The 23,782-nt window shown below is 44.8% G+C and carries 30 protein-coding genes, 2 pseudogenes and 1 riboswitch; of the genes and pseudogenes, 8 read left to right on the top strand and 24 right to left on the bottom strand.

Going from position 1 to position 23,782, the window contains the following annotated elements:
• The first annotated feature begins 55 nt into the window (after window positions 1-55).
• From ACTNDS_RS02305 to ACTNDS_RS02295, 3 genes are all read left to right on the top strand, one after another.
• Complete coding sequence (locus ACTNDS_RS02305) at window positions 56-607, top strand: prolyl-tRNA synthetase associated domain-containing protein (RefSeq protein ID WP_441033215.1); 552 nt, start codon at window positions 56-58, stop codon at window positions 605-607.
• A 164-nt stretch (window positions 608-771) separates the two neighbouring features.
• A riboswitch (cyclic di-GMP riboswitch) is annotated at window positions 772-862 on the top strand.
• 223 nt (window positions 863-1,085) lie between these two features.
• The gene (locus ACTNDS_RS02300) at window positions 1,086-1,262 is read left to right on the top strand and encodes a hypothetical protein (RefSeq protein WP_441033212.1); all 177 of its coding nucleotides are present in this window, start codon (window positions 1,086-1,088) and stop codon (window positions 1,260-1,262) included.
• The gene (locus ACTNDS_RS02295; protein WP_441033210.1) at window positions 1,259-2,131 is read left to right on the top strand and encodes a PAS domain-containing protein; all 873 of its coding nucleotides are present in this window, start codon (window positions 1,259-1,261) and stop codon (window positions 2,129-2,131) included. Before ACTNDS_RS02300 ends, ACTNDS_RS02295 begins: the two co-directional genes overlap by 4 nt.
• Here ACTNDS_RS02295 and ACTNDS_RS02290 read toward each other — a convergent pair.
• The 18 genes and pseudogenes from ACTNDS_RS02290 to ACTNDS_RS02205 all read right to left on the bottom strand — a co-directional run bounded on the left by ACTNDS_RS02290 (window position 2,105) and on the right by ACTNDS_RS02205 (window position 13,308).
• Window positions 2,105-2,422, bottom strand: a complete 318-nt coding sequence (locus ACTNDS_RS02290; RefSeq protein ID WP_441033207.1) for a hypothetical protein — start codon at window positions 2,420-2,422, stop codon at window positions 2,105-2,107. The two genes, ACTNDS_RS02295 and ACTNDS_RS02290, sit on opposite strands and share 27 nt — an antisense overlap.
• 27 nt (window positions 2,423-2,449) lie before the next feature.
• Complete coding sequence (locus tag ACTNDS_RS02285) at window positions 2,450-2,881, bottom strand: DUF3795 domain-containing protein (RefSeq protein ID WP_441033205.1); 432 nt, start codon at window positions 2,879-2,881, stop codon at window positions 2,450-2,452.
• Between the two features lie 90 nt (window positions 2,882-2,971).
• A complete protein-coding gene (locus ACTNDS_RS02280; protein WP_441033853.1) occupies window positions 2,972-4,162 on the bottom strand; it encodes an erythromycin esterase family protein in 1,191 nt (396 codons plus the stop codon).
• A gap of 128 nt (window positions 4,163-4,290) precedes the next feature.
• Window positions 4,291-4,737, bottom strand: coding sequence for a GNAT family N-acetyltransferase (locus tag ACTNDS_RS02275; RefSeq protein ID WP_441033202.1), 447 nt, complete (start codon window positions 4,735-4,737; stop codon window positions 4,291-4,293).
• A gap of 58 nt (window positions 4,738-4,795) precedes the next feature.
• Window positions 4,796-5,161, bottom strand: a pseudogene (locus ACTNDS_RS02270) (GNAT family N-acetyltransferase); the annotation flags it as partial.
• Window positions 5,162-5,227: 66 nt separating this feature from the next.
• Window positions 5,228-5,827, bottom strand: a complete 600-nt coding sequence (locus ACTNDS_RS02265; protein ID WP_441033199.1) for a methyltransferase family protein — start codon at window positions 5,825-5,827, stop codon at window positions 5,228-5,230.
• A gap of 34 nt (window positions 5,828-5,861) precedes the next feature.
• On the bottom strand, window positions 5,862-6,278 hold the full coding sequence (locus tag ACTNDS_RS02260; RefSeq protein ID WP_441033197.1) for a hypothetical protein: 417 nt from the start codon (window positions 6,276-6,278) through the stop codon (window positions 5,862-5,864).
• Between the two features lie 6 nt (window positions 6,279-6,284).
• Window positions 6,285-6,821: a lysostaphin resistance A-like protein gene (locus tag ACTNDS_RS02255; protein WP_441033194.1), complete on the bottom strand. Its 537-nt coding sequence runs from the start codon at window positions 6,819-6,821 to the stop codon at window positions 6,285-6,287.
• A gap of 61 nt (window positions 6,822-6,882) precedes the next feature.
• Window positions 6,883-7,635 carry an MBL fold metallo-hydrolase gene (locus ACTNDS_RS02250; protein ID WP_441033192.1) on the bottom strand — a complete coding sequence of 251 codons (753 nt, stop codon included), beginning with the start codon at window positions 7,633-7,635 and terminating at the stop codon, window positions 6,883-6,885.
• A gap of 111 nt (window positions 7,636-7,746) precedes the next feature.
• Window positions 7,747-8,646 carry an alpha/beta fold hydrolase gene (locus tag ACTNDS_RS02245; protein WP_441033189.1) on the bottom strand — a complete coding sequence of 300 codons (900 nt, stop codon included), beginning with the start codon at window positions 8,644-8,646 and terminating at the stop codon, window positions 7,747-7,749.
• Between the two features lie 40 nt (window positions 8,647-8,686).
• Window positions 8,687-9,076: an alpha/beta fold hydrolase gene (locus ACTNDS_RS02240; protein WP_441033187.1), complete on the bottom strand. Its 390-nt coding sequence runs from the start codon at window positions 9,074-9,076 to the stop codon at window positions 8,687-8,689.
• Between the two features lie 374 nt (window positions 9,077-9,450).
• Complete coding sequence (locus ACTNDS_RS02235) at window positions 9,451-10,218, bottom strand: EFR1 family ferrodoxin (protein WP_441033184.1); 768 nt, start codon at window positions 10,216-10,218, stop codon at window positions 9,451-9,453.
• 128 nt (window positions 10,219-10,346) lie between these two features.
• Window positions 10,347-10,493 (bottom strand): hypothetical protein, encoded by a 147-nt coding sequence (locus ACTNDS_RS02230; RefSeq protein WP_441033182.1) that lies wholly within the window; start codon window positions 10,491-10,493, stop codon window positions 10,347-10,349.
• Between the two features lie 75 nt (window positions 10,494-10,568).
• Entirely contained in the window at window positions 10,569-11,063 is a 495-nt protein-coding gene (locus tag ACTNDS_RS02225; protein WP_441033180.1) for a hypothetical protein, read from the bottom strand.
• A 13-nt stretch (window positions 11,064-11,076) separates the two neighbouring features.
• A complete protein-coding gene (locus tag ACTNDS_RS02220; protein WP_441033177.1) occupies window positions 11,077-11,754 on the bottom strand; it encodes a hypothetical protein in 678 nt (225 codons plus the stop codon).
• Between the two features lie 18 nt (window positions 11,755-11,772).
• Complete coding sequence (locus tag ACTNDS_RS02215; RefSeq protein WP_441033174.1) at window positions 11,773-12,366, bottom strand: TetR/AcrR family transcriptional regulator; 594 nt, start codon at window positions 12,364-12,366, stop codon at window positions 11,773-11,775.
• A gap of 172 nt (window positions 12,367-12,538) precedes the next feature.
• On the bottom strand, window positions 12,539-13,048 hold the full coding sequence (locus ACTNDS_RS02210) for a hypothetical protein (protein WP_441033171.1): 510 nt from the start codon (window positions 13,046-13,048) through the stop codon (window positions 12,539-12,541).
• 50 nt (window positions 13,049-13,098) lie between these two features.
• Window positions 13,099-13,308, bottom strand: coding sequence for a hypothetical protein (locus tag ACTNDS_RS02205; protein WP_441033851.1), 210 nt, complete (start codon window positions 13,306-13,308; stop codon window positions 13,099-13,101).
• A 182-nt stretch (window positions 13,309-13,490) separates the two neighbouring features.
• On the opposite strand from ACTNDS_RS02205, the gene ACTNDS_RS02200 reads away from it, so the two are divergent.
• Together ACTNDS_RS02200 and ACTNDS_RS02195 are read left to right on the top strand one after the other, a co-directional pair.
• Window positions 13,491-14,111: a recombinase family protein gene (locus ACTNDS_RS02200; protein WP_441033168.1), complete on the top strand. Its 621-nt coding sequence runs from the start codon at window positions 13,491-13,493 to the stop codon at window positions 14,109-14,111.
• Window positions 14,112-14,144: 33 nt separating this feature from the next.
• Window positions 14,145-14,405 (top strand): carboxymuconolactone decarboxylase family protein, encoded by a 261-nt coding sequence (locus ACTNDS_RS02195; protein WP_441033849.1) that lies wholly within the window; start codon window positions 14,145-14,147, stop codon window positions 14,403-14,405.
• A 107-nt stretch (window positions 14,406-14,512) separates the two neighbouring features.
• Here ACTNDS_RS02195 and ACTNDS_RS02190 read toward each other — a convergent pair whose 3' ends face one another.
• From ACTNDS_RS02190 to ACTNDS_RS02165, 6 genes and pseudogenes are all read right to left on the bottom strand, one after another.
• Window positions 14,513-15,082, bottom strand: coding sequence for a class B sortase (locus ACTNDS_RS02190; protein WP_441033165.1), 570 nt, complete (start codon window positions 15,080-15,082; stop codon window positions 14,513-14,515).
• 82 nt (window positions 15,083-15,164) lie between these two features.
• The gene (locus tag ACTNDS_RS02185) at window positions 15,165-16,025 is read right to left on the bottom strand and encodes a MerR family transcriptional regulator (RefSeq protein ID WP_441033847.1); all 861 of its coding nucleotides are present in this window, start codon (window positions 16,023-16,025) and stop codon (window positions 15,165-15,167) included.
• Between the two features lie 159 nt (window positions 16,026-16,184).
• Window positions 16,185-16,709 (bottom strand): flavodoxin family protein, encoded by a 525-nt coding sequence (locus ACTNDS_RS02180; RefSeq protein ID WP_055176454.1) that lies wholly within the window; start codon window positions 16,707-16,709, stop codon window positions 16,185-16,187.
• A gap of 115 nt (window positions 16,710-16,824) precedes the next feature.
• Entirely contained in the window at window positions 16,825-17,016 is a 192-nt protein-coding gene (locus ACTNDS_RS02175) for a DUF6019 family protein (protein ID WP_441033162.1), read from the bottom strand.
• A 290-nt stretch (window positions 17,017-17,306) separates the two neighbouring features.
• A pseudogene (locus ACTNDS_RS02170) lies at window positions 17,307-20,759 on the bottom strand (helicase-related protein); the annotation flags it as partial.
• A gap of 473 nt (window positions 20,760-21,232) precedes the next feature.
• Entirely contained in the window at window positions 21,233-21,433 is a 201-nt protein-coding gene (locus tag ACTNDS_RS02165; protein ID WP_021652391.1) for a helix-turn-helix domain-containing protein, read from the bottom strand.
• An 89-nt stretch (window positions 21,434-21,522) separates the two neighbouring features.
• Here ACTNDS_RS02165 and ACTNDS_RS02160 point away from each other — a divergent pair, with 89 nt between their 5' ends.
• The 3 genes from ACTNDS_RS02160 to ACTNDS_RS02150 all read left to right on the top strand — a co-directional run bounded on the left by ACTNDS_RS02160 (window position 21,523) and on the right by ACTNDS_RS02150 (window position 23,605).
• Window positions 21,523-21,729, top strand: coding sequence for a hypothetical protein (locus ACTNDS_RS02160; RefSeq protein WP_021652390.1), 207 nt, complete (start codon window positions 21,523-21,525; stop codon window positions 21,727-21,729).
• A 309-nt stretch (window positions 21,730-22,038) separates the two neighbouring features.
• Entirely contained in the window at window positions 22,039-23,052 is a 1,014-nt protein-coding gene (locus ACTNDS_RS02155; protein WP_441033157.1) for a cell division protein ZapB, read from the top strand.
• A 13-nt stretch (window positions 23,053-23,065) separates the two neighbouring features.
• Window positions 23,066-23,605: a helix-turn-helix domain-containing protein gene (locus ACTNDS_RS02150; protein ID WP_441033154.1), complete on the top strand. Its 540-nt coding sequence runs from the start codon at window positions 23,066-23,068 to the stop codon at window positions 23,603-23,605.
• The last annotated feature ends 177 nt before the right edge of the window (window positions 23,606-23,782 follow it).

Genomic DNA, 23,782 nt, shown 5'->3' with positions numbered 1-23,782 from the left:
ACCCATACAAAAGGATTACACTTTCATCAATGAAAACGTAAAGGAGTATCGCGAAATGGAATTACAAAATGGAAGACCTGAAAATACAGATGGCCGTCTGGACAAAGAAATCCGCGTCTATGATTTTTTAGATAAGCTTGGCATTCAATATCAGCGTATTGACCATGAAGCTGCTATGACTATGGAAGCCTGTGAAGAGATTGATCATGCCCTTGGTGACAACACCACGATCTGCAAAAATCTGTTTCTGTGCAATCGCCAGGAGACGGATTTCTATCTTCTTCTGATGCCCGGTGATAAACCATTTAAGACCAAGGATCTCTCTGCACAGATCCACTCTGCCAGATTATCTTTTGCCAAACCGGAATATATGGAGAAATATCTTGATATCACCCCCGGATCCGTCAGTGTCCTGGGACTGATGAATGATTCCGAGAAAAAGGTACAGCTTCTTATTGATGAAGATGTCATGAAGGAACCTTACTTCGGCTGTCACCCCTGCATTAACACTTCAAGTCTCAAATTTACAACCGAAGATCTGATGCAGAAAATCATCCCTGCACTGGAGCATGAACCTGTCACAGTAACTCTGCCGACTCCGGAATAAGGGAAGCAGATAACCAAAGACACAAGAAAGCCCTCAGCCATGGATTTTATCATAGGCGGTATGAAAGATGACTTGATTCGGTTAAAATATATATATTTTTTCCATCAAAATGTTATTGACGTAAGAACAACCACATGGTATTTCATTTTTGGAAAAAATGAAAATTATTTTAAAGGCAAACCTGTTGAAAGGCAGGGACGCAAAGCCAGAAGGGACTAGAGTCAGAAAGTTTGACCATGTCAGCCGGTTGCCACTGTTTCCATATCATCATAATATATGAAAAAGATGTTTGAACAGAAGAGATTCCGATACCTTTTATACTATATAGATGTGTGATTTTAAAGAAATATAGTAGGGACACTGGCAGATTTTGACAGGTGTCCTTTTTGTATGCAAAAATGGGTAACAAAACTATCAGGGACAAGTTTTCTGTATACAGATAAAAGAAGGCATAAGACGGAGAGAGGATTTTTATAAAATGAAAAATTATGAAGACAAAATATATTCTTTAGGTGAGACTGTAACGGGGCAGACACAGGCCATGTCACAGGCCGTACAGAAAACACTGGAAAATAATGGCGGGGTAGGTATAATGACAGGATCTTATGACCAAAACCTGTCTATTTTGTCTGTGACGAAAACAGTGAGATTGTGAATGCAAACTGGAGTCATGAATTCCGAAAAATGCTTGGCTATCATGACACTCTGGACTTTCCGAATAAACTGGAATCCTGGTCAGATCTTCTGCATCCACAGGATAAAGAAAGAGTAATGGTGCAGCTTCAGGCGGCAATTAAGGATAAGACGAACCAGATAAAATACCAGGTAGAGTATCGTATGAGAATGAAGGATAATCAATACCAGTGGTTTCGGGCATCGGCAGAAGTAATACGCCGTCTGGATGGTTCTGCCAGCAGGATTGCCGGGATTTTTATTAACATTGATGCGGAGAAAAAAGAAATCATGCAGGCACAAAAATCTGCTGCTTTCCACCGGGCTTTTACAAAAGCAGATCTGTGCGAGTATTATGTGAATCTGGAAGCGAATACTTTTGATACTTTTAAGGTTGAACCTTCCCTGATGACCGTCTTTGAACAGAGTCATACGTGGGATGAACTGATACGGCATTTTGTGGATTCCTATGTTGTGGAAACAGATAAGAAGTCGGTATCCGCTTTTTATAACCGTGATTATATTGCAGAAAGGCTGAAGGGTCTGGAAACAGAATTGGCTTTGGAGTGCCGTATCACTCTGAATGGAGAAGAGCAATGGGTTCGCAATGTGGTCATACGTGGAAAGATAGAGGATTCAGAATATGCCATGATTTTCTTGCGTGATATCACAGAGGCAAAGGTAGAGAGCGCACGGCATCTGCAGATGGCAGCGGATAATGCTTCCATGGAGCAGCTGATTCAGAGTATTGTGCGTCTGGTTGACCGCTTTGTTGTCTGTGATCTGGAAAATGACAACATCAAAATTGATGGGAAGTTGCAGAATTTACAGATATCTTTCCAATATCTTTAATCCTTCCTCTGCATCTGTTCCTAGTATTTCCTGCATTTTTTTGAAATCATGAACTTCATGCAGCTTATCATGAACATAGAAGAATTTTTCTTTTCCATATTTGTGAATAAACATTGCCTGAGCCTTGCAGGCACTTGCCCCGTCATTGTCTGGTTGATAGAATCCCTTCGTACACTCTTTTAAATCCTCACACTCATAGCAACCATCAAGCCCCTTCTTTTCACAACAATCTATATTTGGACATTTACCCTTATCATAAAGCATTCTATCGCAGACGGTCAAAATATTCAAGGTTATCTCGCTTTCGCTTGTCTATCATCACCGGTCACGCTCAAGAAGCCGTGACTTTGCCTCCGAATTGCTGTTCCAGACCGCACCCACCGTGGGGCAGCCGCCCCTGTCCGGGCAGTCTCCGCAGGTGGCAAGGCCCTTTTTCAAAACGCACTGCTGGATGGGGCGCAGTTTGTCGCAAAACGGTGTCTTGACTCCCTCCGTGCGGCAGCCCAGGCAGTTGATCATATCAAGGGTGATGGGAACCCCGTTCAGCCCGCTCCAGAGCTTTGCGGTCTTTTCCCGGAGTTCGTTGTCATTGTTCAGCGTAGCGACGCGGGCATCGCAGGTTTCGCAGTCCAGTCCGCAGCAGGCAATCAAATTTTTCATGGTATTTTTCTCACTTTGCTTGCTTAATTCTTGTCGGTGTTCCTTCTGAAACATAAAGCATACTGTCATAAGCCATTTCCGGATTTTCAAATACCCTGTATGACATTGGGATCGTCCTTATGATGAGGTTGTACCCCTCTCCAAGGGATCCATTATAAATATAATCCGCGGTATATTGCTTCAGGGAAGAATCCTCCGGTATTTTCGAGAAATCCAACCAGCAATATTAAACCCTGCTCTCTTAGCCGCTTTTGCAAGAGGGTCATAGGAATAGAAGGTCTGATTGGTCCGGATTCCGTTTCTGCCCCGGGGCAAATTACAGGTCGTCTTGTAGAAATCCGTCCCGATCACATAGTAATCGTCCTCCAGTTCCTCATACAAAAGGCCGCCCATGTTCCCGTAGCCTGCAACCTTTTCAATATGCCCATTATGACCGGAAACAAAAATACATTCTCTCCCGAGCTTTTCCTCCTGCTCCAGGATCCACAGCGTATTCTCTTTCATAAATGAATCCCTCAGCGAGATATACTCCGCGCTGGCGCCTTCGCCAGAATTCAACTGACAATTTTGAATCAGTATTTCAGCCAGATGTACGCCAAGGTCGCTTTCCTCTTTTGCCGCTAAAAGCGCTTTGATCTGCTCGAAATGCGCTTGTCTCTGTGGGTAATCGTACTCCGGATTCCAGTCTTCACCGGTCACCAGAGGTTCGATCTTGGCAGCGGATACCCCCAGTTTTTCGCATTCTTCCAGAAGAAGCTGATAGGTGTACAGGCCTCTTTGCATATCAAACCCGTAGAAGCGAAGATCCTCCCCTTTCGGAGCTTTCTCATTGTATTCCCGCATATAGGAAATGAGCGCAGCCATTTCATCTGTACGGTAAATCGCAAATCCGATGTTTGCCGCCGCTTCCTCGGCAGTGCCGGTGCCGCCGTGAATATATCGGTTTACCATCTCACATCCGCCGAAATCGCCTTCCAGTGCGAATGCTTTTACGCCTTCGTCTTCTACCAGCAGTTGAAACACATCCAGCTTTAACTGCTGGAATTCGCTGTTGCCATGAGATGCCTCTCCCAGTGCGACTACCCTTACCCCTTCCGGAATTGTCAGGCTTTGGACAGGTTCTGCGTATTTTGCAAATTCTTCCGGGTCCACACTTTCACCGGTTCCAAATCCGCCGAAATATGTAAATACCTCAGCCAAAAGAAGCACCGTGATAAAAATGCACAGGAAAACGGTACGGAACACCCGGCCCTTCTTTTTCTTTCTATTTTTGACTACGACAGCAGCGGTCACCAGGCCCATCCCCATGGCCTCATAGCCGTTTTCCTTTTCCTGCTTCTTTTTCTTTTCTGCCCGTCCGGCGAAGAACACCGCCAAAGCGATCCCGGCACCACCAGCGGCACCGCCGCCATCATAAAGTCACGCATAAATTTTCACTCCTTTTTCTTTTAAGACACCACTGCGCAAAGACCGCCTGACGGCTTTGTGAGGTGTTGCCTTTACTCTACAACAAAATCTGTCCAATCAATATGGTTATACACCATCACATCATTTGACTTTTTCATTCCGATTTTTTCATAAAACGGAATTGCATTCTCGTTTACACAGGTGTACATGATGATGTTCTCTTTCCCACCTGCTAATTCGAGTAATCTGCCGACCAATGCTTTTCCAATTCCTTTTCCCGTGTATTCGCGAGCCACTCCCAAATCTGTTATAAAAAGCCAATACGCAAAATCTGTTATTCCAAAGCATACCCCGATTATCTCATGAGTCTCATTTCTTGCAACAAGGCTAATAGAAGCCTTATTCACTAATGTACCTATACGTTCTTCAAATCTTTCTTCTGGATATTGGGAACCTAAGTCCGTATGTTTCAAGAAATCAATATATTCATCGGCTGCCAGCCTTTCTTCTCTAATTACATATTCATTACGCTGCCTCATATTTCCCCTCCGTCAGATTTCATTGCCTTCTATAAGCTCATTATCAAGGCATTTCGAGTTAAGAAGTATCTTTCCTCCATATTCTTGGCCAAACCGTGCCGTTACTGTAAAGGATAAAAAACAATAGGAACTCGTTTTTTCTGAATTCGCCGTTTGCGATCAGAACATCCTGCACAACGCCGCTCAGTTTGATCTGAAAGTCTGTTTCGCTATATCCGTTCCGCCCGTAAAACGCTTTGCGTCTTTTCCTTATTTCAGTGTCCGGGGAGGTATCCTCACACGGTTCAATGGAAACGATGAGCTTTTTCTCCGGGTATCTGTTCCTGATTTCCTTCAAGATTGCGCTGCCGTACCCCTCCCCACGAAGGCTCTCGTCCACCGCCAGAAACATGAGAAACAAAAGTTTGCGGTTGACAGCGAAATACGCAAAACCGCATCGATCAACACCTACTTTCTCTAAACTCCATCTTGTAACTCCTGTCTTTCTCCTTTATCGCCGCCCAAGATAGCGCAGTGTATGCCGCTTGTATTCCCGGTACGCCACGCCGAATGTTTCCTCCAGATACCGTTCCTCCTGCAAAATCTGTAAATGCAGCATCACAATGGCAAACACCGTAAGCGGCACGGTCAGCAAGTTACAGTACATCAGCATCACACCGATATACATGAGGTCAAAGCCGAGAAAGGCCGGATTGCGGCTGAACCGATAGATGCCGGATGTGACCAGCTCTGTGCGATCTCGATCCGGGATGCCCGCCCTCCAGCTATCCTTCATACTGAGAACGGAAAGGAGAAAAATCAAATCACCGAGCATCCCGGTAACAAAGCCGGTAAAGCGCGCCTTTGCCGCAAGGCAGCTCCAGCCGAACGCTATGGACACAAGCTGCGCGATCACAACGGCCAGCGTAGCAATGCTCATCAGCATCTCCACCCTGTGAATGGACGTTTCTTTTCGCTTTCCAATTTGCCGCGTCCGGATGCCGCGGCGCTTCTGCGCCAGCATCTTGGCAAAATATATGCCGTAAAACACTGCCAGCACAAAAAGGGCAGGCAGGGCATAAGAGAGAATTTCTTCCACCGGATATTCCATAATGCAACTCCTCTAATGAATTTTGTTTTATCCATTACTTTTTTCTATTCTTCCTTGTGGAGGCCACCCGTATAAACGGCACAAGCAGCAGAACACATACGAGAACAGAACCGCCGAACTGCCCATACGACATCCACACATTTGATTCCGGCGGACAGGGATAAATCACCGCCACAACCACCCGGAAAAGCCAAAGGGCCAGCAAGAAGCCGTAGAGACAGAACGCCTCCGGGTTCCCCGCAAACACCTTTTTACCCCACAGAATGGCGGTAAGGCTCAGCCCCGACAGTAAAAATGAAAAGCATAGGTTGACATAATTGATGGGAACCACCAGCGTTTCATACGGTATATACGAAGCCCAGCCAAACATCCATGGTACGGTAAAATGCCACAGTCCCACAAGCAGGCTGATCGCTGCGCCCACATAGTACATGATTTGATATTTTTTCATCGGATTTCACCTGCCTTTCAAAGCCGGTTCCCTTTTGCGAGCAGTTATTCGGAACAGATAGAGGAAATAGACCAGCAAGACGATAAACTGTACTGCGCCCAGAAATATCTCAAACTGCGCGGAAGCCTCCCCGCTGATGAAGGAACAGAAGTCATGCAAAGCGTGGAGCAGTACGCAGGGGAGAAGACTGCCGCTTTCAGCGAAAATCAGGGCAAATACCATCCCGTAGACCAGGGCGAAGCAGATTTGGAGAACTGTTTCCCCCAATTCCGCGCCTCCAGCTATGTTCAGGAGATGGCTGAACCCGAATAGAACGGATGAGATTATCATTGCCTTTCCCACGCCGCGCTCCAACCACAGGCCGCAGATAATGCCTCGGAAAAAGATTTCCTCCGCCATCCCGATTCCAAGCGTCAAAAACAAGTTTGCTAAAATCAATGCCGCACCACCGTTAAAGTTTATTCCCGCCGTAAAAGGGGAAAGGGCAATAAGCAAAAGCGTTGCCATAGCGGTTTTCAGTATGATTCTGTCTTTCCGTTTCATTTCGAGCCTCCTGTCCCGGTCACAGACATATGTCTTACCAAGCGATCGGGTCTCTTTCGTCCTATCTTTCCTGATATACAATTCTTCTTGGTTCTTTTCCATAAGGATGAGCCATGCAGGTTCCGCCAAAATAGCTGTAGGGCTCATCCTTATCCTTGATTCCCACGCAGACTTCCCAGACTGCCTTTCTATGTACTTCGCAAAAAGAAGCATTCACAAGCTCCAGGTTATGTCCTGTCAGAAGATAGTCAAATTCTCCCCGCATTTTCTGTATTTTGTCCAGAGATGCCAGAAACTGTTCCATGGGAAGACACTCCGGCAGCTGCATCCATGTCTGTTCCAGAATGCTGTCCCCCGAAAATAAAATTCTGTCTTTCCTGTCCAAAAGCACAATCCCGCCCGGTGTGTGTCCCGGCAGTTCATACACTTCCAGAAAAAGACCTCCCAGATCAAATACATCGCCTTCCGTTACCGTCAGAAACTCAGCCGGCTGCCGGTTCATTTGCCTGATTGCTGCCACAAAAGCAGGATCTTGATAAAACCTTTCGGCCACCGGAATATCAGCAGGATGTATATATACCTTCTCAAAGTATACATTTCCATAGATATGATCAGGATGACCGTGGGTATTGACAACTGTAAGAGGAAAATCCGTGATCTCTTCGGCCACCTTCCGCACATTCCCATATCCTGTCATAGTGTCGATAATCAGTCCTCTCTCACTTCCCGTCACCAGATATCCTGTGGACTCATCATTGTCATTTAACAGCCAGATATGATTGTTGATCTGTTTTACTTTAATTCTTTTCATCATACTGCTCTCCTTTTTCAATTCCGGTTTGTTACTTTCGTTTCGCTTCTTTCAAAAGGGGCTTTGAAAAATTCTCCTGTCCAAGTCCCGGCCATGTGCCAAAAGAAGTTTCTGTCAATGCGATCTGTTTTCCACAAAATCGGAAACTGCCTTTTTGATTTCTTCTCCGTGCCCTGTCAGCAAATGCCCGCCGCTTTCAAAGGAAATGAACGTGCAGTTCGGGAATCTTGATACCGCTCTCTCCGTATCGGCGTAGCTTGCCAGCTTATCGTCCTTTGCGTGGAAAATCAGCGTGGGAACCTGAAAATCCTCAATCGGATAATCCCCAAAGTTCCTTGCCATATCGGGGTTGGTAACGGAAGCATCCAGTATCACGCCGTCCTTTCTGTCGTTTACGGGCAGCATACTGTAAATGGTAGACGGCTCCATCCCCATGATTGGCTCAAACATAGGGCTTAACAGGAACATGGCGTAATCATTGCACAGGAACGGAGGCGGCCCGGCATATTCGGCATATTCTTTCGGCTTCTCCACAGGCGGCATGGCGGAGCAGTATAAAATCAGGCCTTTCGTGCGTTGGGGATAATCAAGGGCAAATCGGATCGCGACGCTGCCGCCTGCCGATGTGGCCAGCAGGTGCACCTTGTCAATGCCCAGCTTGTCCAACAGCTCCACATAGGCCACCGCCTGCCTGGCGGGCGTTCCGTCGCCGAAAATGTCGCTTCCCAGGTATCCGAACCGTGAGGGAGCGATGATCCGATAGTCGGAGCAAAAGTCCTTACAGGTGTCATAAGCCTGGTCATAGCCGCCGAAAATGCCGTGGACGGATAAAATCACCTCGCCCTCACCCGAATCGACATAAGTTATATCGCCGTAGCTTAATGCCGCCGTCTGAGCATTGTAAGCGGCAAGACGGTTTTTGCTTTCCCTCACCGCCGCGCCGCATCGTATCCCCTGGACAATGAAATACATTGCCAGGGCAAGGAATACTCCCCCCACTATGTAACTCCACATTCGCTTACACCTTCTCTTTTCAGTCACTGATTTCGTAAAATCAAGCCTCCAGACACTTCGCCCGCTGAGCCAGCTGTTCGATCAGCCGGTTTACGATTTTCGGCTGGTCGGTGTTGGAGTTGTGCCCGGCGTCTTTGAGCCATTCCAGGGGAATTCCGGTGTCCTCATGCCACGCCTTGTTGTATCTAACGCAAGACCCCGCCTTGTCCATCAAATCGAAGACAAAGGCAAAGGGCCAGGAGGCGGCGTGGCCGGGGGCGTCCCACACAAGGGCATTGTATATCCCCTCAAAATACACGATTTGTTTGTCAAACAACCGGTGATCCGCTGTCAGACCGGGCAGGAACACCAACGTTATTACGTCCGGTGAAATCAGATGCACCCAATAATGGATTTTGCCCAATGGTGTCGAATATGTTCTCTCGTTCATACTTCCTCACTCTCCCTTTTTGCACCAATCCTTTTCTCCCAAACGATCATTTTCATATACTCCTTCCTTGCCCATCGGGGCGCGTTTATCAGTTTAGTACCTACTTATATCGTAAGTCATTGTCGTGTAAACGAGAATTTATCTTACCCTTGCCATATAGTAATCCAATTGGTTCATCAAACTCCAGAATTGTTCTGCTTCATCCACGGATAGTGTTCTATACTCCATTTTCATATCCTCGCAAATTTTGATTCTCCGGTGAGCCACTCGTCTCTTGAAATTGCAAACACACCGGCTTTTCATTGCCCTCATCCGAAAACGCATCGACATCCCAATTTTTCTATCCATAAGCCGCTTTCCGCCCTCATGCACTTTCACTCCCCAGAGCCGTATTTTTCAAACCGACACTGCTCTATTACCTCGTCCCCGAGCAGCGTGATGGCCTTTTGGGGGCAGCGGCTGATACAGCGGTAACACATGGTACACCGGTCTTCCGCGGTGGCTTTCCCGTCTCGCAGGGAGAGATTTTTCGTGGGGCATAAAGAGACGCACAGCCCGCAGCCCACGCATTTTTCGCTGATTTTCAGCTTGTCTGTGTATCCCGCCGTCTTGCCGTAAAACCACAGCCGCTGTCCAAAAAGTCCCTTCAGGTGGGAAAAGAAGGACAGCCCATCCTGGGGGTAGTTTCCTTGCTTGATCTGCCGTGCGGCAGCTTCTATCTTTTGGTCGGCCTGACGGACGATCTCCCGGTTTTCCTCTGGCGTTTTCTTCAGCAGTTTGCTGTCGCAGACGGAATCCGGCATTTTGATCTGCAAACCGCCGAGTATTGTCGCCCCGCGTTTTCTTAAAATTCGAGCCGTACATCCTGTTCCATCACCGCTGAAAAGCCCCATCGTATTGACGCAAAAGACCTTTTTCCCATTCCATAGAGAAGAATGATTTTTAATAAAATCACGCACTATGATAGGGGCATTGGAAAACTGCGTCGGGTAGCCCAGCACAATGATGTCATGCTTTGTCAATATTTGAATCATCTCTGTATGTTCTAACGGAAAACTCTGAGCAGACGCGTCCAACAGTTTGACTAACTTTTCGACACAATGTTTTGTATTTCCAGTTCCGCTAAAATAGATTCCAATCATGAACGCATCTCCTTCCTTAAATGGGAATTTGCTTTTTTACAGTGCGGTTACCCAAAAACATACTGCTGAAATTGCATAAAGCGGTGTCATAATAAACATTTCCTTTCTACTCCACAGCTTATTCGCAATCATTTTTCCTTTGATTTTGACAATCTATTTCTTCTGTTTTCCATCATTTTCTGACTGTTTTCGATTTTCGTTTTTCTTTTTTCTTTTAGCTTTTCCTTTGCCTTAAAAATGGCTTCAATTAACATCCGATTTGCTATCTGTCCCATATTGTCACCTCCCGTACAAAACATCAAAGCTATTTCTCCAATCTCATCCGACAAACAGAAAGCCCTGTTCGTTCTCTATCCCAGCACCGCCACAATCAGGGCGCACAGCAAGCAGGGAACGAGACCAAGCGCCATGCCGATCACCGAGCGCACTACATGATACTTCTTCTGGTGATACGCCTTGTCCATGTGCTCCGTTCCCGGCAAACGGATGCGCTTGACGTTGGCAAACAGCACCCAGTCCAGGAAAAAGCAGTCGTACCAGTCCACCAGCAGCCATAGACCGTATGCGTACAGGAAGCCGGTCTTGAAATCCGTCGCTCCTGCCGCAAGCGCCAATGCCGTCAGAATGGATAAAGCCAGCAACACTGCAAAGCCCTTTTTCAAGAACACCGGGGCACTGAGCACCTCGGTGGGAATGCGCTCATGGGTTTCAAAATATTTCTCCTGAATGTCCTTGGGGTAATCGTGGATCCACCAAATCGGATTTTTGCACAGCGGGATCATGATCAGGCAGGTAAACAGGATCAGCGCCCCAACACATTCCATTCCATAAATCGTCCAATTCATTGTTTTGTATCTCCTATAGCGCGTTCCAATAAAACACGAAGATCAGAATACATGCCCAAGCGTTTCCGGTGGCTTTTCGGACGATCAACATTCCGTAGATCAAAAAGAGAGTGCACAGCATCTCTGCCACCTCATCCGGCATCACGCCCACAGCTCCATGTATCAGAATACACATGACCGCGCAGACGAAAGCGCCCCAATCCCACAGCCTGTTTTTGGACGGATAGCACTCGCCGATTTTATCGGAAATCACCACATAATTGAAGCCCTCGAAAAACCCCCAGAAAAGCGCGGTGAGCAGCATGGCAAGAGCGTTCTCCGGAAAACCGCTCTCAAGCGCCTCCGCCGTCGTTTGCACAGCAGAAAAGGGAAGCCATGTGTGCACATTTCCCGCAAAGAGGTTATACAGGAGATCCGGTACGCAGCACAATGCGCTCAGGGCAATGGCGGGCAACAAATGCTTACGGGTAAGGCCGTGATCCGAAAATCGTTCCTTTCTGACAATGGCCACGATGGTGATTCCCAGTCCGGCAATACCGAACTGAAAGATGCCTCCCACTGCTGCCAGCAAGCTCCCAAACACCAGCCGCGCTGTCAAATCGGAATAATACCGGCTGATATTCATACGGAACAGTACCGCTAAAAGTTCTGCCGCAAACAAGGCACTCCAAATAATAGCTCTTTTTCGCATTGTACTGCGCCTTGTGCTTCATGGATTCGGAATTCTATCCTCCGGAATCCCTGCCTGCTTGAGGAAACTATTACCTGCCTGATGTATCATGCTCATGATTTCTTCTTCCGATAAGCGCATCATACCGGTTGCTAAAAAGGAAGCGATCCCATGTGTATATATTACAGTGTTTTGAACATACTGCTCTGCGCTTTTCTCTGATATCTGAAATTCCGCCGCTATCATTTTGATCAGCTCACGGTTATCTTTATCGTCAAGAATCACACCAGAATCTCCCACAGGATAGCAGTCACTTCCATTCAGAAATACAAATTGAAAAAGATTAGGTTCATACAACGCCATTTTTATATAGGCTTGTCCTACCTGCTCAAAAGCATTGACTGACTCACTGGCTGAGGGGCGCATTTTGCTGTTCGCGTATTTCAGCGCGTGATCGGCTAACGCCTTGCGGAGCCCCTCCATGTTATCAAAGTGCCATACCAGGGGCTGCGTAGAGCAGCCGATTTCCTTTGATAAAGTCTTGATATTGATTGCGGAATACCCATCACGGATCAGCATTTTCAATGCCGCTTCCAAAATAACTTCTTTGGAAATCTGCGTTTTTCTTGCCATTTTAGTTTCCTTCCCCCCTAATTACATAAATTATTTTATATAATTTAATTTATATTATAGACTCGATTTAGAACCCTGTCAAGCAATCAAAATGATTTATTTTTTCATTCAAATCCTATCTGGACCCGACTTCTTGAGGAGTCTACTTCTTGTGCAAGCAATGCCTTCCTGATCAGGAAGGCCCAAACAAAAAGATTCCGCCCGTAGGCGGAACTTTCTGTTTTTGCTTGTTGGGGCAGCCTCGTCTCCTGACTCGATCCGCGCTAAACGGTCTCCACCGGAGACCGGCGCCCCCAATCCCCTTATGAACGAAGATTGCACCTTCGGCGACGCTCGTCCTCGCAAGTTTCAAGTCCTCCACACTGGTAAAGCCGTGCTGCTGATAATAGAGCAAAGCCCTGGCCTGTTGTTTTGTGATCTGATTCTGAATCGCCCGGTCGTAATACTGACCACGCCCCTGATTCCGCTTCGCCTCCAGAGAGCTGACCAGCTGTGATTTTTGCTCTGTCAGCGGACTGCAGCGTTTTCTCAGATTGTGGATTCTCTTGCCCAGCAGCACCTCGCAAATCGCGTCCTTCTGGTATTCCTCCGACAAGGAGCGCATCCGGATATTCCGCTTCTGTCGGGAATGGCTGAAAGTGATGTTCTTTCTTCTGGTGATGGTATATCCCGTCTGCTCCATGAGGAAGAGGAACGCCTCAAAGCTGTGGGGCTTTTTCGCCAGCCTCTCATCTATGTCCAGACATAGCCGGTCACGGTTGGAGAGTCTCTCTTTGCCCCCTGCCAGCAGTTGTAGCTCATGCCGTGGGGCTTGGGATTTTCCACAATGGACATCTGATGCTCCACGCAGATCAGGTCGCTGAGCCTGCGGACTGCCACGGAACTGCCCCAGAAGTTTCGGAACTTCCATGTGCAGTCCAGGCTGGTGGAGTTCCAGTAAATGTGGTTGTGGATATGCCGATTTCCCGTATGGGTGCAGACGATGAAGGCATGGTTGACCTTGCGGAACTACTGGGCAAATTCATTGTCCGCCGTGTCCGGGGAACAGGCGATGGAAGTGACAAGCTGACCCACCCCTTTGTCCAGGCGGTTTAGGTTTTCCCCGATAGACGCAAAGAGATCGAGTGGAAGTTCAAAGACATAGCGTATTCCATTGGGATACAATGAGTGAGGCACAAGGAAAATCCCACAGTGAAGGCTGCGGAATTTTCTCTTGGAAAAGCTTATATTTTTTTGAACCTTATGTATCACAGGCAGACCTCTGCCGCCTTGGTCGGGACTACATCGGGGCGGGCAAGTACACTGATATGGTGTTCCCGTCCCTGGGCTGCCGCTTCATCGCCCTCAACGACGGCGTTGACACCATTCACAAGAACAACGAGATGCTGGTCATTCTGAAGAACATGATGAACGACCTTTACGCACGGGATACCAGCAATAAGATCAGGGCGGTGAAGATATCCCCCTTCAAGACCGGGAAGTCTGTGGAATGTTACGCACCAATCGGCTGCCGAAAGTCCGCCGAAGACAAGCGCGTTCTGGAGATCGACCCGGTAACCGCTCCTGTTGTCCGCCGTATTTTGGATATGCGCTTGCAGGATGACAGTTTCCGAAAAATCGCCCGGACACTGAATAAGGAGCGTGTTCCTTTGCCACGGAACTTTTACTACATGGCGGAGGGCAAATCGAATCTCCGAGGAGAAACGCCGTACTGGAACGATGTGACAGTCAAGACGATTTTCTGAAACGATGAACCGGGGTCTGAGAAGCTTAAAGAGATTGATGATATCGGAGACGTCTATACACGGCCTGAACTAAGTATGCAGGAACGTGAAATGATAACAATTACAAGTTTACTGACCACCGAAGGTTGTGAACCACAGTTAGAAGTACATATCAATGGCTCCCTTAACGTTGGACTTTCTCCCGAAAAAATCATCGAGACATTTATCCGGTGTATTCCTTACACCGGTTTTCCCAAAGTTTTAAATGCCATTTACACCGCAAAGAAAATATTTGCAGAAAGGCATATCTATTAGATAAATTTTATTCTCAATGATACTTGAGGTAATGGCACATTACAGAAGTGCAAAAGTCCTGAAGCTAACCATATTTTTTACGGCTAGCTACAGGACATTTGTGTTATTCATTGTGCCACATTCGTCACATACACAGCAGCTACTTCATACTGGTATTTCTGGTTTTCCAGATATAGCGTGATCTCTTTATGCTCATGATAAAACGCTTCTTTTTTATATCCATTTAATTGCTTGAACATGCTGCCATCTTTCATTTGGTGACCATAAATAATCAAATGTTCCTGCCTGGCATCAATATCATTCCGGCAGTCTAACATCAGTGTTCCACAGATAGCATAGTTCTTTTGAAAATCATGGTGGAGATAAAACTCATTGTCTTCTCCCAGCACGACCGGATAACTGATATCGGTATCAGAAATCTTCAGCCATCCAATGCAGTCTGCATTTTCATCCAGCAATGACTGATAATCAAAGTCATCTATCTCTGTCGTTGGATTATCCTCATTAGGTTCTGTCTCCTCTTCCTGTGTATCCTTCTCCGGAAACGCTATCTCTTCCACCTGCCGGTAATTCTGTCTGTTATCATAGGAATCCTGCCAGTAATCCAAGAGGAATTTCCCGCATATCAACGAAACAACCAGAAACACAGTCAGCATCATATTTTCTATTTTTCTCACATAGCACCTCCTTCCGGCATGAAAAAACCGGCAGGTATTTCACTGCCGGCGAATATAGGTTATAAACCATGATCGAATTTAATTACTTTTGAGTTCCATTGTCATATTGATAAAATTGCTTGATTGCATTTGCAAAAAAATTAGATGCCCCTTCACCATAATCTGCATCAATTTTTTCTCGCACCCTCATATCACGATATGATTCTGCGACAGAAAGCATAACTGGTTTTTCATCTTTAATCTGATAAAGCATTTTCATAATAAATCCATACTCTGCTACTGCTTCTTTGATTTCAAAAGAATCCAGTGGATACTCTCTTCTTGCCAATAATTTTCTCAAAACTGTATCGATTCGTTTATTAAAGCATTCTGCTGTTTCCTTACTGATTGGATTGTTAGCAAAAGACAAAAATGCTTCTTTACTTCCATACCACTCGATAACTTTTGCATATCGCTCCTGCATATCTTTGGAAGACATAACCTCAATATAATGCTGTTTCCATTCCTCTTCACTTCCAAACTCGTTAATTGAAATCTTTCTTATATTCTCAGGCATATGATCAAACATAGTCTGAAACATTTCTTCGATTTCCTTCTCATTGAATACTGAAAAATCCATTTTGTTCTCTCCTTTTAGAATATCATCAATACTTGCAATTAAACGCTCCATGCGTTCTTTTTTTGCAACAAGCATTTTTCTCTGCAGCTGCAGAATTTGGTTTCTATCAAAATCAGGAGATGTTATAATAGATTTTATTTCTTTTAAAGGAATATCAAACTCACGAAAAAACAGTATTTGCTGTAATGTTTCTAAAGCTTTATCATCATAGAGTCTGTATCCCGCCTCACTCTTTGCTGTCGGCTTCAATAATCCAATCTCATCATAATAATGAAGTGTACGTGCACTGATCTCTGTAATTTCTGCAATTTCCTTTACGGTCATCATTATCATTATCCTCCTGTCTTTGATAATCTGAATATACTCTATGACGTTCCGTGAAGGTCAATACTTTTCTTTAAAATTTCTGCGCTGAAAAACAGAATCGTTCCACTCAAAGAATAAAAATTATTCAGCTCTACAAACTGGAATTTGGTGTGTGCTTTATAAATTTTTTCCAATCCACTCAAGTTCGTTCATGGAATCCTTATTTTTTTCAAGTTCATCTCTGGCTGTTGCATAATATGATTTTTTGAAAAGCATATCCCATGAAAGATATTTTGCCATACAGTCAAACTGCTTATCAATCAGCTCATACTGGATGCTGCCTACGGGAGAACCACCTACAACAATTGTGCCAACTTTTTTGTTTTTTAACTGCAATCCACGGCAGTAGCACTTATCAATGATAAGTTTCAATTGTGCTGACATTCCCCACCAATAAACTGGTGTAGCAAAAAGAATCATATCTGCGGCAGCAATTTTATCAATGGTAGAATTTGTATCATCCTTATCGACGCATCCCTTAGAGCATTGACAGACACCACATCCCTTGCATGGTGCAATGTTGAGTTTGTCGGGTTCAATGATTTCAATTTTATTCTTTTCTGACGCTCCTTTTATAAATGCATTGATTGCTGCCAGCGTATTTCCTTTTCTGGCACTTCCATTAATGATTACAATTTTCATGCGTGTATCCTCCAACTTCCGATTTTAATGTCTCTATTATACCATAATGATACTATTATAAAAAAGGAAAAAGAGCTCCTTCGAGCTCTTTTGATTCAGTTCTGTAAGCTTGAATTTATTTATCTTCTAAATCAAATCCGAGTTCTTTCAGTTCTTTTTCGTTTTTGACATCTTCATCAGTTTTCTTTCCGGTGATATCTCTGTATGCTTCTTTTATACCATTTTTTACCGCCCATTTGATAACGAAATACAATGTTATCAAAACAATAATTGCAGTTCCACCGCTTACACCTAATTCTTCCCACATAATAATCAATTCCTCAAATTTCACAAGTTCCGATTTATCTAACTCTTTAACCTGAAAATAAAGTGGTCAATCAACTTTATCCTCTGTTGCTGCAAATCATTCTTGCATATTTATTCTTTGAATCCAAACAATATTTCAATCATTAACCCCATTTCCTCCCTGGCTAAACTCACTTTTGGATACATTATCCAAATACCCCTGTCTCCTCGACTTCCAATTTGTTCATTTCAAGGGGCATAACCCTATGCCCCTCATTTTACACCTTATAACCTGTCTTGTATATCAAAAGATTACCCGATACACGCTTCTGTGGTTCTCACTGCAGCCTCTTTCACATCCTGTTTCTGGCTGTTCTGCTTGATGGCAGTAATTCTGTCATGAAGAGACTGATGTTCTTCTTTCTCCTCGTCCTTCTCTTCTTCCCCTTCCATCACAGTTTCCTTTTCATCCATGTTCAGCAACGCATTCAGTTCCGACAGACGTTCCAGTTTCTCGTTCAGTTCTTCCTCTTTCGGGAACGTTTTTTTCACCTCTCCCATCGCATTTTTCAGCTGCCCCTGTACTGTCTCCAGCTTACGCTCTGCTTCCGCCAGCTTTTGCGGGATTGCCTCCAATGCGTTATTGATTCTGATGATATTACCGTTTTCATCGGAACCAAGGCTGACACGATATACGTTTTCATTTTTCAGAGAAAGGATAAATTCCTTATTCCAGGAATCAAACTTTAGTCGGATAGAAAATCCCTGATACTGTCCGACATTGATCATGGCATCCGCCTGTTTCATGGACTGGCAGACAGCAAGAAGGGCTGCTCCTGCTTCTTTTTTCTCATAGAATACTGTCCCACCAACTTCCATCACAAATTTCTCCGGATCCGTGATCTTATTTGCCTGACGGATGATACGCCCTTCCCTTTGTTCCAGGTCAGAAGGCTTCCAGCCCACATCCAGATGATGCAGGGCGATCAACCGATCCTGCACGTTGGTCCCGGCACCCATTTTTGCTGTGGAACCCAATAAAAAACGAACCTGTCCGGATTTTACTTTACTGAACAGTTCCGTTTTCTTCACTTCCGTATTGGCATCATGGATAAAAGCAATCTCTGCTTCCGGCACTCCTTTTGCCATAAGTTTCTTTTTTAAATCGTCATAAACATTGAATGCCCCATCCCCTTTCGGTGTGCTGAGGTCGCAAAAAATGAGCTGGGCTGACCGTTTTGATGCCTTCTCTTTCCAGATAGCAAAGCTCTTTTCCACACAGGCACAGATTTTACTATCCTCATCATCCGGGAACAATGGATTCACAAGACGCTGATCAAGTGCCAGCTTCCTTCCATCATTGGTCACTTTCAGCATATTGTCAACTGAGGAATCCACACCGCCGTCCCGGATTACTTCCGCACGTTCTCCAAGGCTTTCCACGATCTCTTTCTGGTGCTCGGATGGTTTTAGTACCACCGTTTCATATTCTGCTTCCGGCACTGGAAGTTCCAGCTGGTCTGCCGTCTTAATATCGGCAATCTCCTTAAACATACTCATAAGTTCCGGGATATTGTAAAATCTGGCAAATCTGGATTTTGCCCGATATCCGGTACCTTCCGGAGCCAGTTCGATACTGGTCACAACTTCACCAAAGGTAGATGCCCAGGAATCAAAATGTCCCAGTCCCATCCGGTTCAGTTTGCCATACTGCAGGTAACGCTGCATGGTATAAAGTTCCGTCATGCTGTTGCTGACCGGCGTGCCCGTTGCAAATGTAATGCCTTTCCCGTCGGTGATTTCATCCAGATACTGGCATTTGTTAAACATATCTGCCGATTTCTGTGCTTCATTCTGGGCAATGCCAAGACGTTTGCTCTCCATAGCTGCGGCTACCATCTCATAAGTCTTTCCGCTTCCCACTACATGGGCAAGCAGGACATTGTCCCCATAAAGCTGATGGGCAACCGCATTTTTCTGGTGCGGGCGAAGCTCTATTTCCAGATTCATTCCCGGAAAGGTCAGATGGCTTCCATCGTATTCCCTGGGACGGATGGAATTGAAACGTTCATTATAAATCCGGCACAGCTTTTCCCTCCGTTCCTGATCCCTGAAGATCCAGTCCTTAAATGCTTCCTTGATCGCATCCTGTTTCTGGGTTGCCAGCATCGTTTCTTTTTTATTCAACACACGGATTTCATTTCCCTCTGCATCAATCTTTGTGTCATAAATCCGTACGTCTTTTAAATTCAGGGTTTCTGCCAGAATCTTATAGGCATTGATCCGGCTGGTACCATACGTTGCTGTGGTCAGCACATTCCGGTCACTGTCCGCATTTTTACCGCTGATATTCCATGCACCGCTGGCTTCCGAATACCGGATATCAATTACCCTTCCAACCAGATACCCCGGGGTATCAAATAGTTCTTCCATAAAATCCCGGTATATTTCCGGAGCGATCCATGTGGCTCCGATCCGGACTTCAATCTCTGATGCATCCAGGTCTACCGGCTGCACCTGCTTAAGGGCATTTACATTGCTGGTAAATTCCGGGTGGTTTTCTGCAAAGATTCTTGCCGTTTTCAGCTTCTCCCGGACATTCCCGAATAGATATTCATCCGCAGTTTCCACACTGGTCACAGCCACTGCTTTCTTAATCGTCCGCTTGGTAAACATATCCGCTTTCCGTTTCAATGTACCATCTTCATTGAGATCCTCCAACGAACAGAGCAGACAATAAGAAGAGTCATCAGAAAATGCCCGTTTGTTTGCATTGCTTCCGATGACCCCGTATTTTTCCGTATAGGCATCATAGACCTGATTCAGTTTGACCTGAAGCTCCCGTATCGCCTCATCCGCTGTATTTTCCTCCATCTGCAGGGCGATCAACTCCCGGACCACCTCACGGATCTCTACCATACCCTTTACACGTTCCGCCGTGGTTGCCGGCAGCTTCACCGGATTCATCAGGGAATTTACCCGGTAATAGATCTGGTCATCCACCACGGTAAAACTGTAGTTCCGGACAGACGGATCTGCCGGAATGCTCTCCCTCTTCTGGAAAAACAGAATGTCGGCACTGACTTCGGTTCCTGCATTCGCCTTAAAAGCATTGTTCGGAAGACGGATCGCACCGAGAAGTTCTGCCCTCTCTGCAAGATACTTCCTTACTTCCGACGATGCTTTATCCATAGTTCCCTTTGTTGTGATCAGGGCAGCCACGCCACCCGGCCGTAACTGGTCAATGGTCTTTGCAAGGAAATAGTCGTGGACCATAAAATTATACTTGTCATACTGGCGGTCATTCACTTTATAGGAACCAAAAGGGACATTTCCGATTGCCACATCAAAAAAGTCATTGGGATAATCGGTCTTTTCAAATCCTTTGATCTGGATATCAGCGTTCGGATAAAGCAGTTTTGCGATCCTGCCGCTGATGCTGTCCAGTTCCACTCCATAAAGCCGGGACTGCTGTAACTTGTCCGGAAGCATTCCAAAAAAGTTTCCTACACCCATGGACGGTTCCAGGATGTTTCCCTTTTCAAATCCCAGATTCTGAAGCACCTGATACATGCTCCCGATGATAACAGGCTGTGTATAATGGGCATTCAACGTGGATTCCCTTGCCGCCGCATACTCCTCTTTGGTAAGCAGATCTTTCAGTTCCTGATACTCCTCACTCCAGGAAGCTTTGCTTTCATCAAAGGCATCCGGCAATCCTCCCCAGCCAACATAGTTTGACAGAATTTCCTGCTCCTCTGGTGATTCCTCCAGCAGCTCAATAATCACGGTACGCATCTTTTGCTCATCATAGTCAGGAGTAAAATACTTGTTGATCTCATTTTGCTTTAAAGTAACGGTTCTTGCCTCGTTTATCTTCTTTAAAGAAGAAAGCATTCTCAGGCTGATTCTATCCAGTCCTGCATTCTCGATCTTCGGCATGTTCTTTCCAAGCGGGCACATCTCCCGGCAATAATTTCCTTTCAATTCCGGTGCCTTATAGCAGTCAGCCATCAGAAGAACTTCCTCCTGATATGGTATCGTGCTCCCAAGTTCGATTCTGGCTAACCTTGTACGGTCGATTCCTATTTCTTCCGCAGCACCTTCTCTGCTGCTCAGACGCTCATTTGACTTTGCCGCCTCATATCGTGCCTGGCAAAACATATTAGCCGCTGCTTTCGTAGCAAATTTCGACATTTTTCTCTCCTTCTATAAGCTGTATAATCAAGTTATGATAATTAAATTGTGTACTCTGTATCGATATCCAGAGCCTTGCTGATTTTTTCAGCAAGTGCAGGTGCATACATTCTTCCATTTATGGTGGTTGTCACATAGTTCCTGCACATCCCAACTTCACCGCATAATTCCGTGACAGACATATCTCTGTCAATTAGGGTTTTCTTTACTTCTTTGCACCATGGAGACAGTTTTCGCTTCAAAATATCACCTCCGTTTTCAACAAATGTTTATTACATTTGTTGTTTACATTTGTTTGCGATTGCATTAAAATAATCAGAAAGGAGTTATCATGGATAATTGGATTGATAATCTCAGAAGAATTGGGCTTAAACGTTATGGTGACGAAAACCGCCGGATTCTTTCTGAATTATTAAGAAACGGTATTCCTGCCGGAAACACTGTTATGTCGGAAGCATCTGCTGAGGCTCTTATCATTGCTGTGGCGGCCATGATTGAAGAAAACAATAAAGCATTGCTCTCCGATTTATCGATGTAACTCTCTCTTTTTTTGTTTTGCATTAAACATTTGTTTATTACATTTTTAATAATAATAGCATATTTGCTAAATACATCCTGTGAATTTTTACTTACAGGAATAGAACAAGAATATCGCTGCTCTGAATTTGAATCGGAAGTTCTTTCTTTATTTAGATCACTTCCGCATGATGCGCAGTTGGAATTTCGAGGTGAATTGAAGGGGTACATAAAATGTTTAAAGCGACAGGAAGAAGATACTGTCGAACCTCTTAAGAAAGCAAAATAATAAGCTTCGAGTGGTACCGGAGCAGGAAGGGGAAATAAACATATGAGAAGAAAAACAGTTGCTATCATTTTGGCAAGTAGTCTTATTTCAAATATTTTTATTTCAAACAATCTTTTTGTATACGCTGCTTCTGAAACTGCATCTACTATTGCAGACAATGAAGCCATAAGAATAGATGCCGAATCTCCTGTTTCTCTAATTTGTGATACTGAAGAATACACAGTAAATGTACAACGTATTTTTTACGAAAGAGGGAATTACGCAATAGAGTTTATGATTCAAAATCATTCAGAGCATGATTTTAACTTTGGCTTAGACGGTTCAGACATAGATGGTTTTCAAATTACCATATATTCTGGGGGCACTTGTATAGCTGCGGGGAAAAAAGGAGTTGCTAAATTTCATTTCAGAGAACAAGATTTAACAGATTATGGAATAAACGATTTTCAAGTATTAAATACAACTTTTTCAGAATTTCCATTTGGCACGGGTGCTTCGTATCCATTGCAAATTCAAAAAGACGCTTTTTCTCAAGCGCCAGATCAGATCCAGGGAGCTGAAAACACAGAACTATTGAAAACAATAGAAGAATTAAAGAAACAAATTGAGGAGTTGAAAGCAGAAAATGCTTCGTTAAAAGAGCAGCTTTCCAGTAGTGCAGCTACTTCTGATTCAGACACTCCGTCTTCAGATTCTGTTTCGACTACAGACAACGAAAACGATCAGCGATTGTTAAATGCTATTATAATGTGTGCTGATGTAACAAACGGAAATGGTACTGATGTAATTGGGCAGCATGCATATATTGTTATACCTAAAGAAGTCTTGTCGCAGATTTCAGAAAACGGATACGCAAATTTTCTCGAGAACAAAATAAAAAATAGTGGATATAACTGGTTTTCTATAATATGTGATGACGGAACTGGAATAGTATTTTCCAATTCTTTCACCGGTCTTGGAACATATGGCGAATTAGATGATGAAGGGTGTGTGACAACTCCATTAGGTTATATATCGGCTTCCGAAAGCGGATACGAGTATGAACCGGCAAACTAATCAAGGAGATTTTATGACAATTGGTGAACGAATAAAAGAATTGCGGGCTGAGGCTAATCTGCGTCAGTCCGAACTTGGAAAAGCAATAGGTTTTTCTGGCCAAGTAGTATCGAATGTCGAAAGAGGTTACTCTTTCCCGTCAACAGAATTTGTTAATCGCAGTGCTGCATGCTTCGGTGTGCCAGCAGATTACATTCTTGGCCGGACTACTTCAAGATATGCTGTTGCGGATCCGAAAGAAGTTTCCGCAGTGCAAGCAAGAACAAAAGCCCGTTTGGCTCAGTTGCAGATGAGCCTTCCGGACCTGATCAAAAAATCAATGCTGACAGAGGAAACCTGCTGTGACATTCTGGCCGGAAAGACTGTTCCTGGAATAGATGCCACTGCAAGCCTGTCAAAAGCCCTCGACACCTCTATGGATTACCTTGTGGGTAATTCTGAATACAGCTGTGCCATTGCTTCAGAAGACGAACAGGATATCATTGCTAACTTCCCAGGAATTGTCATACTCAATCTGATTTCTTATATTATCAAACTGGTTTTTTCTTTATAAAATCAACGTTTTCCACACATTTCTCTTGCAAATGTGCGGATTTTTTGGCTATACTTATTAAGTAGGATTTCTAACTTATGAGGTGTAAAAAATGTACTACGATTTTTTAGTGAAAATCCCGGAAAACACCGGCAAAATCTCCAAAAACAAGCGTAAGGATGTCACTTACATCGAATA

The organism is Blautia sp. HCP3S3_C12 (assembly GCF_052064155.1).
Lineage (GTDB): Bacteria > Bacillota > Clostridia > Lachnospirales > Lachnospiraceae > Blautia_A.
The sequence above is the reverse complement of the archived record's forward strand: the minus strand, read 5'-3'. Positions and strand labels throughout refer to the sequence as shown.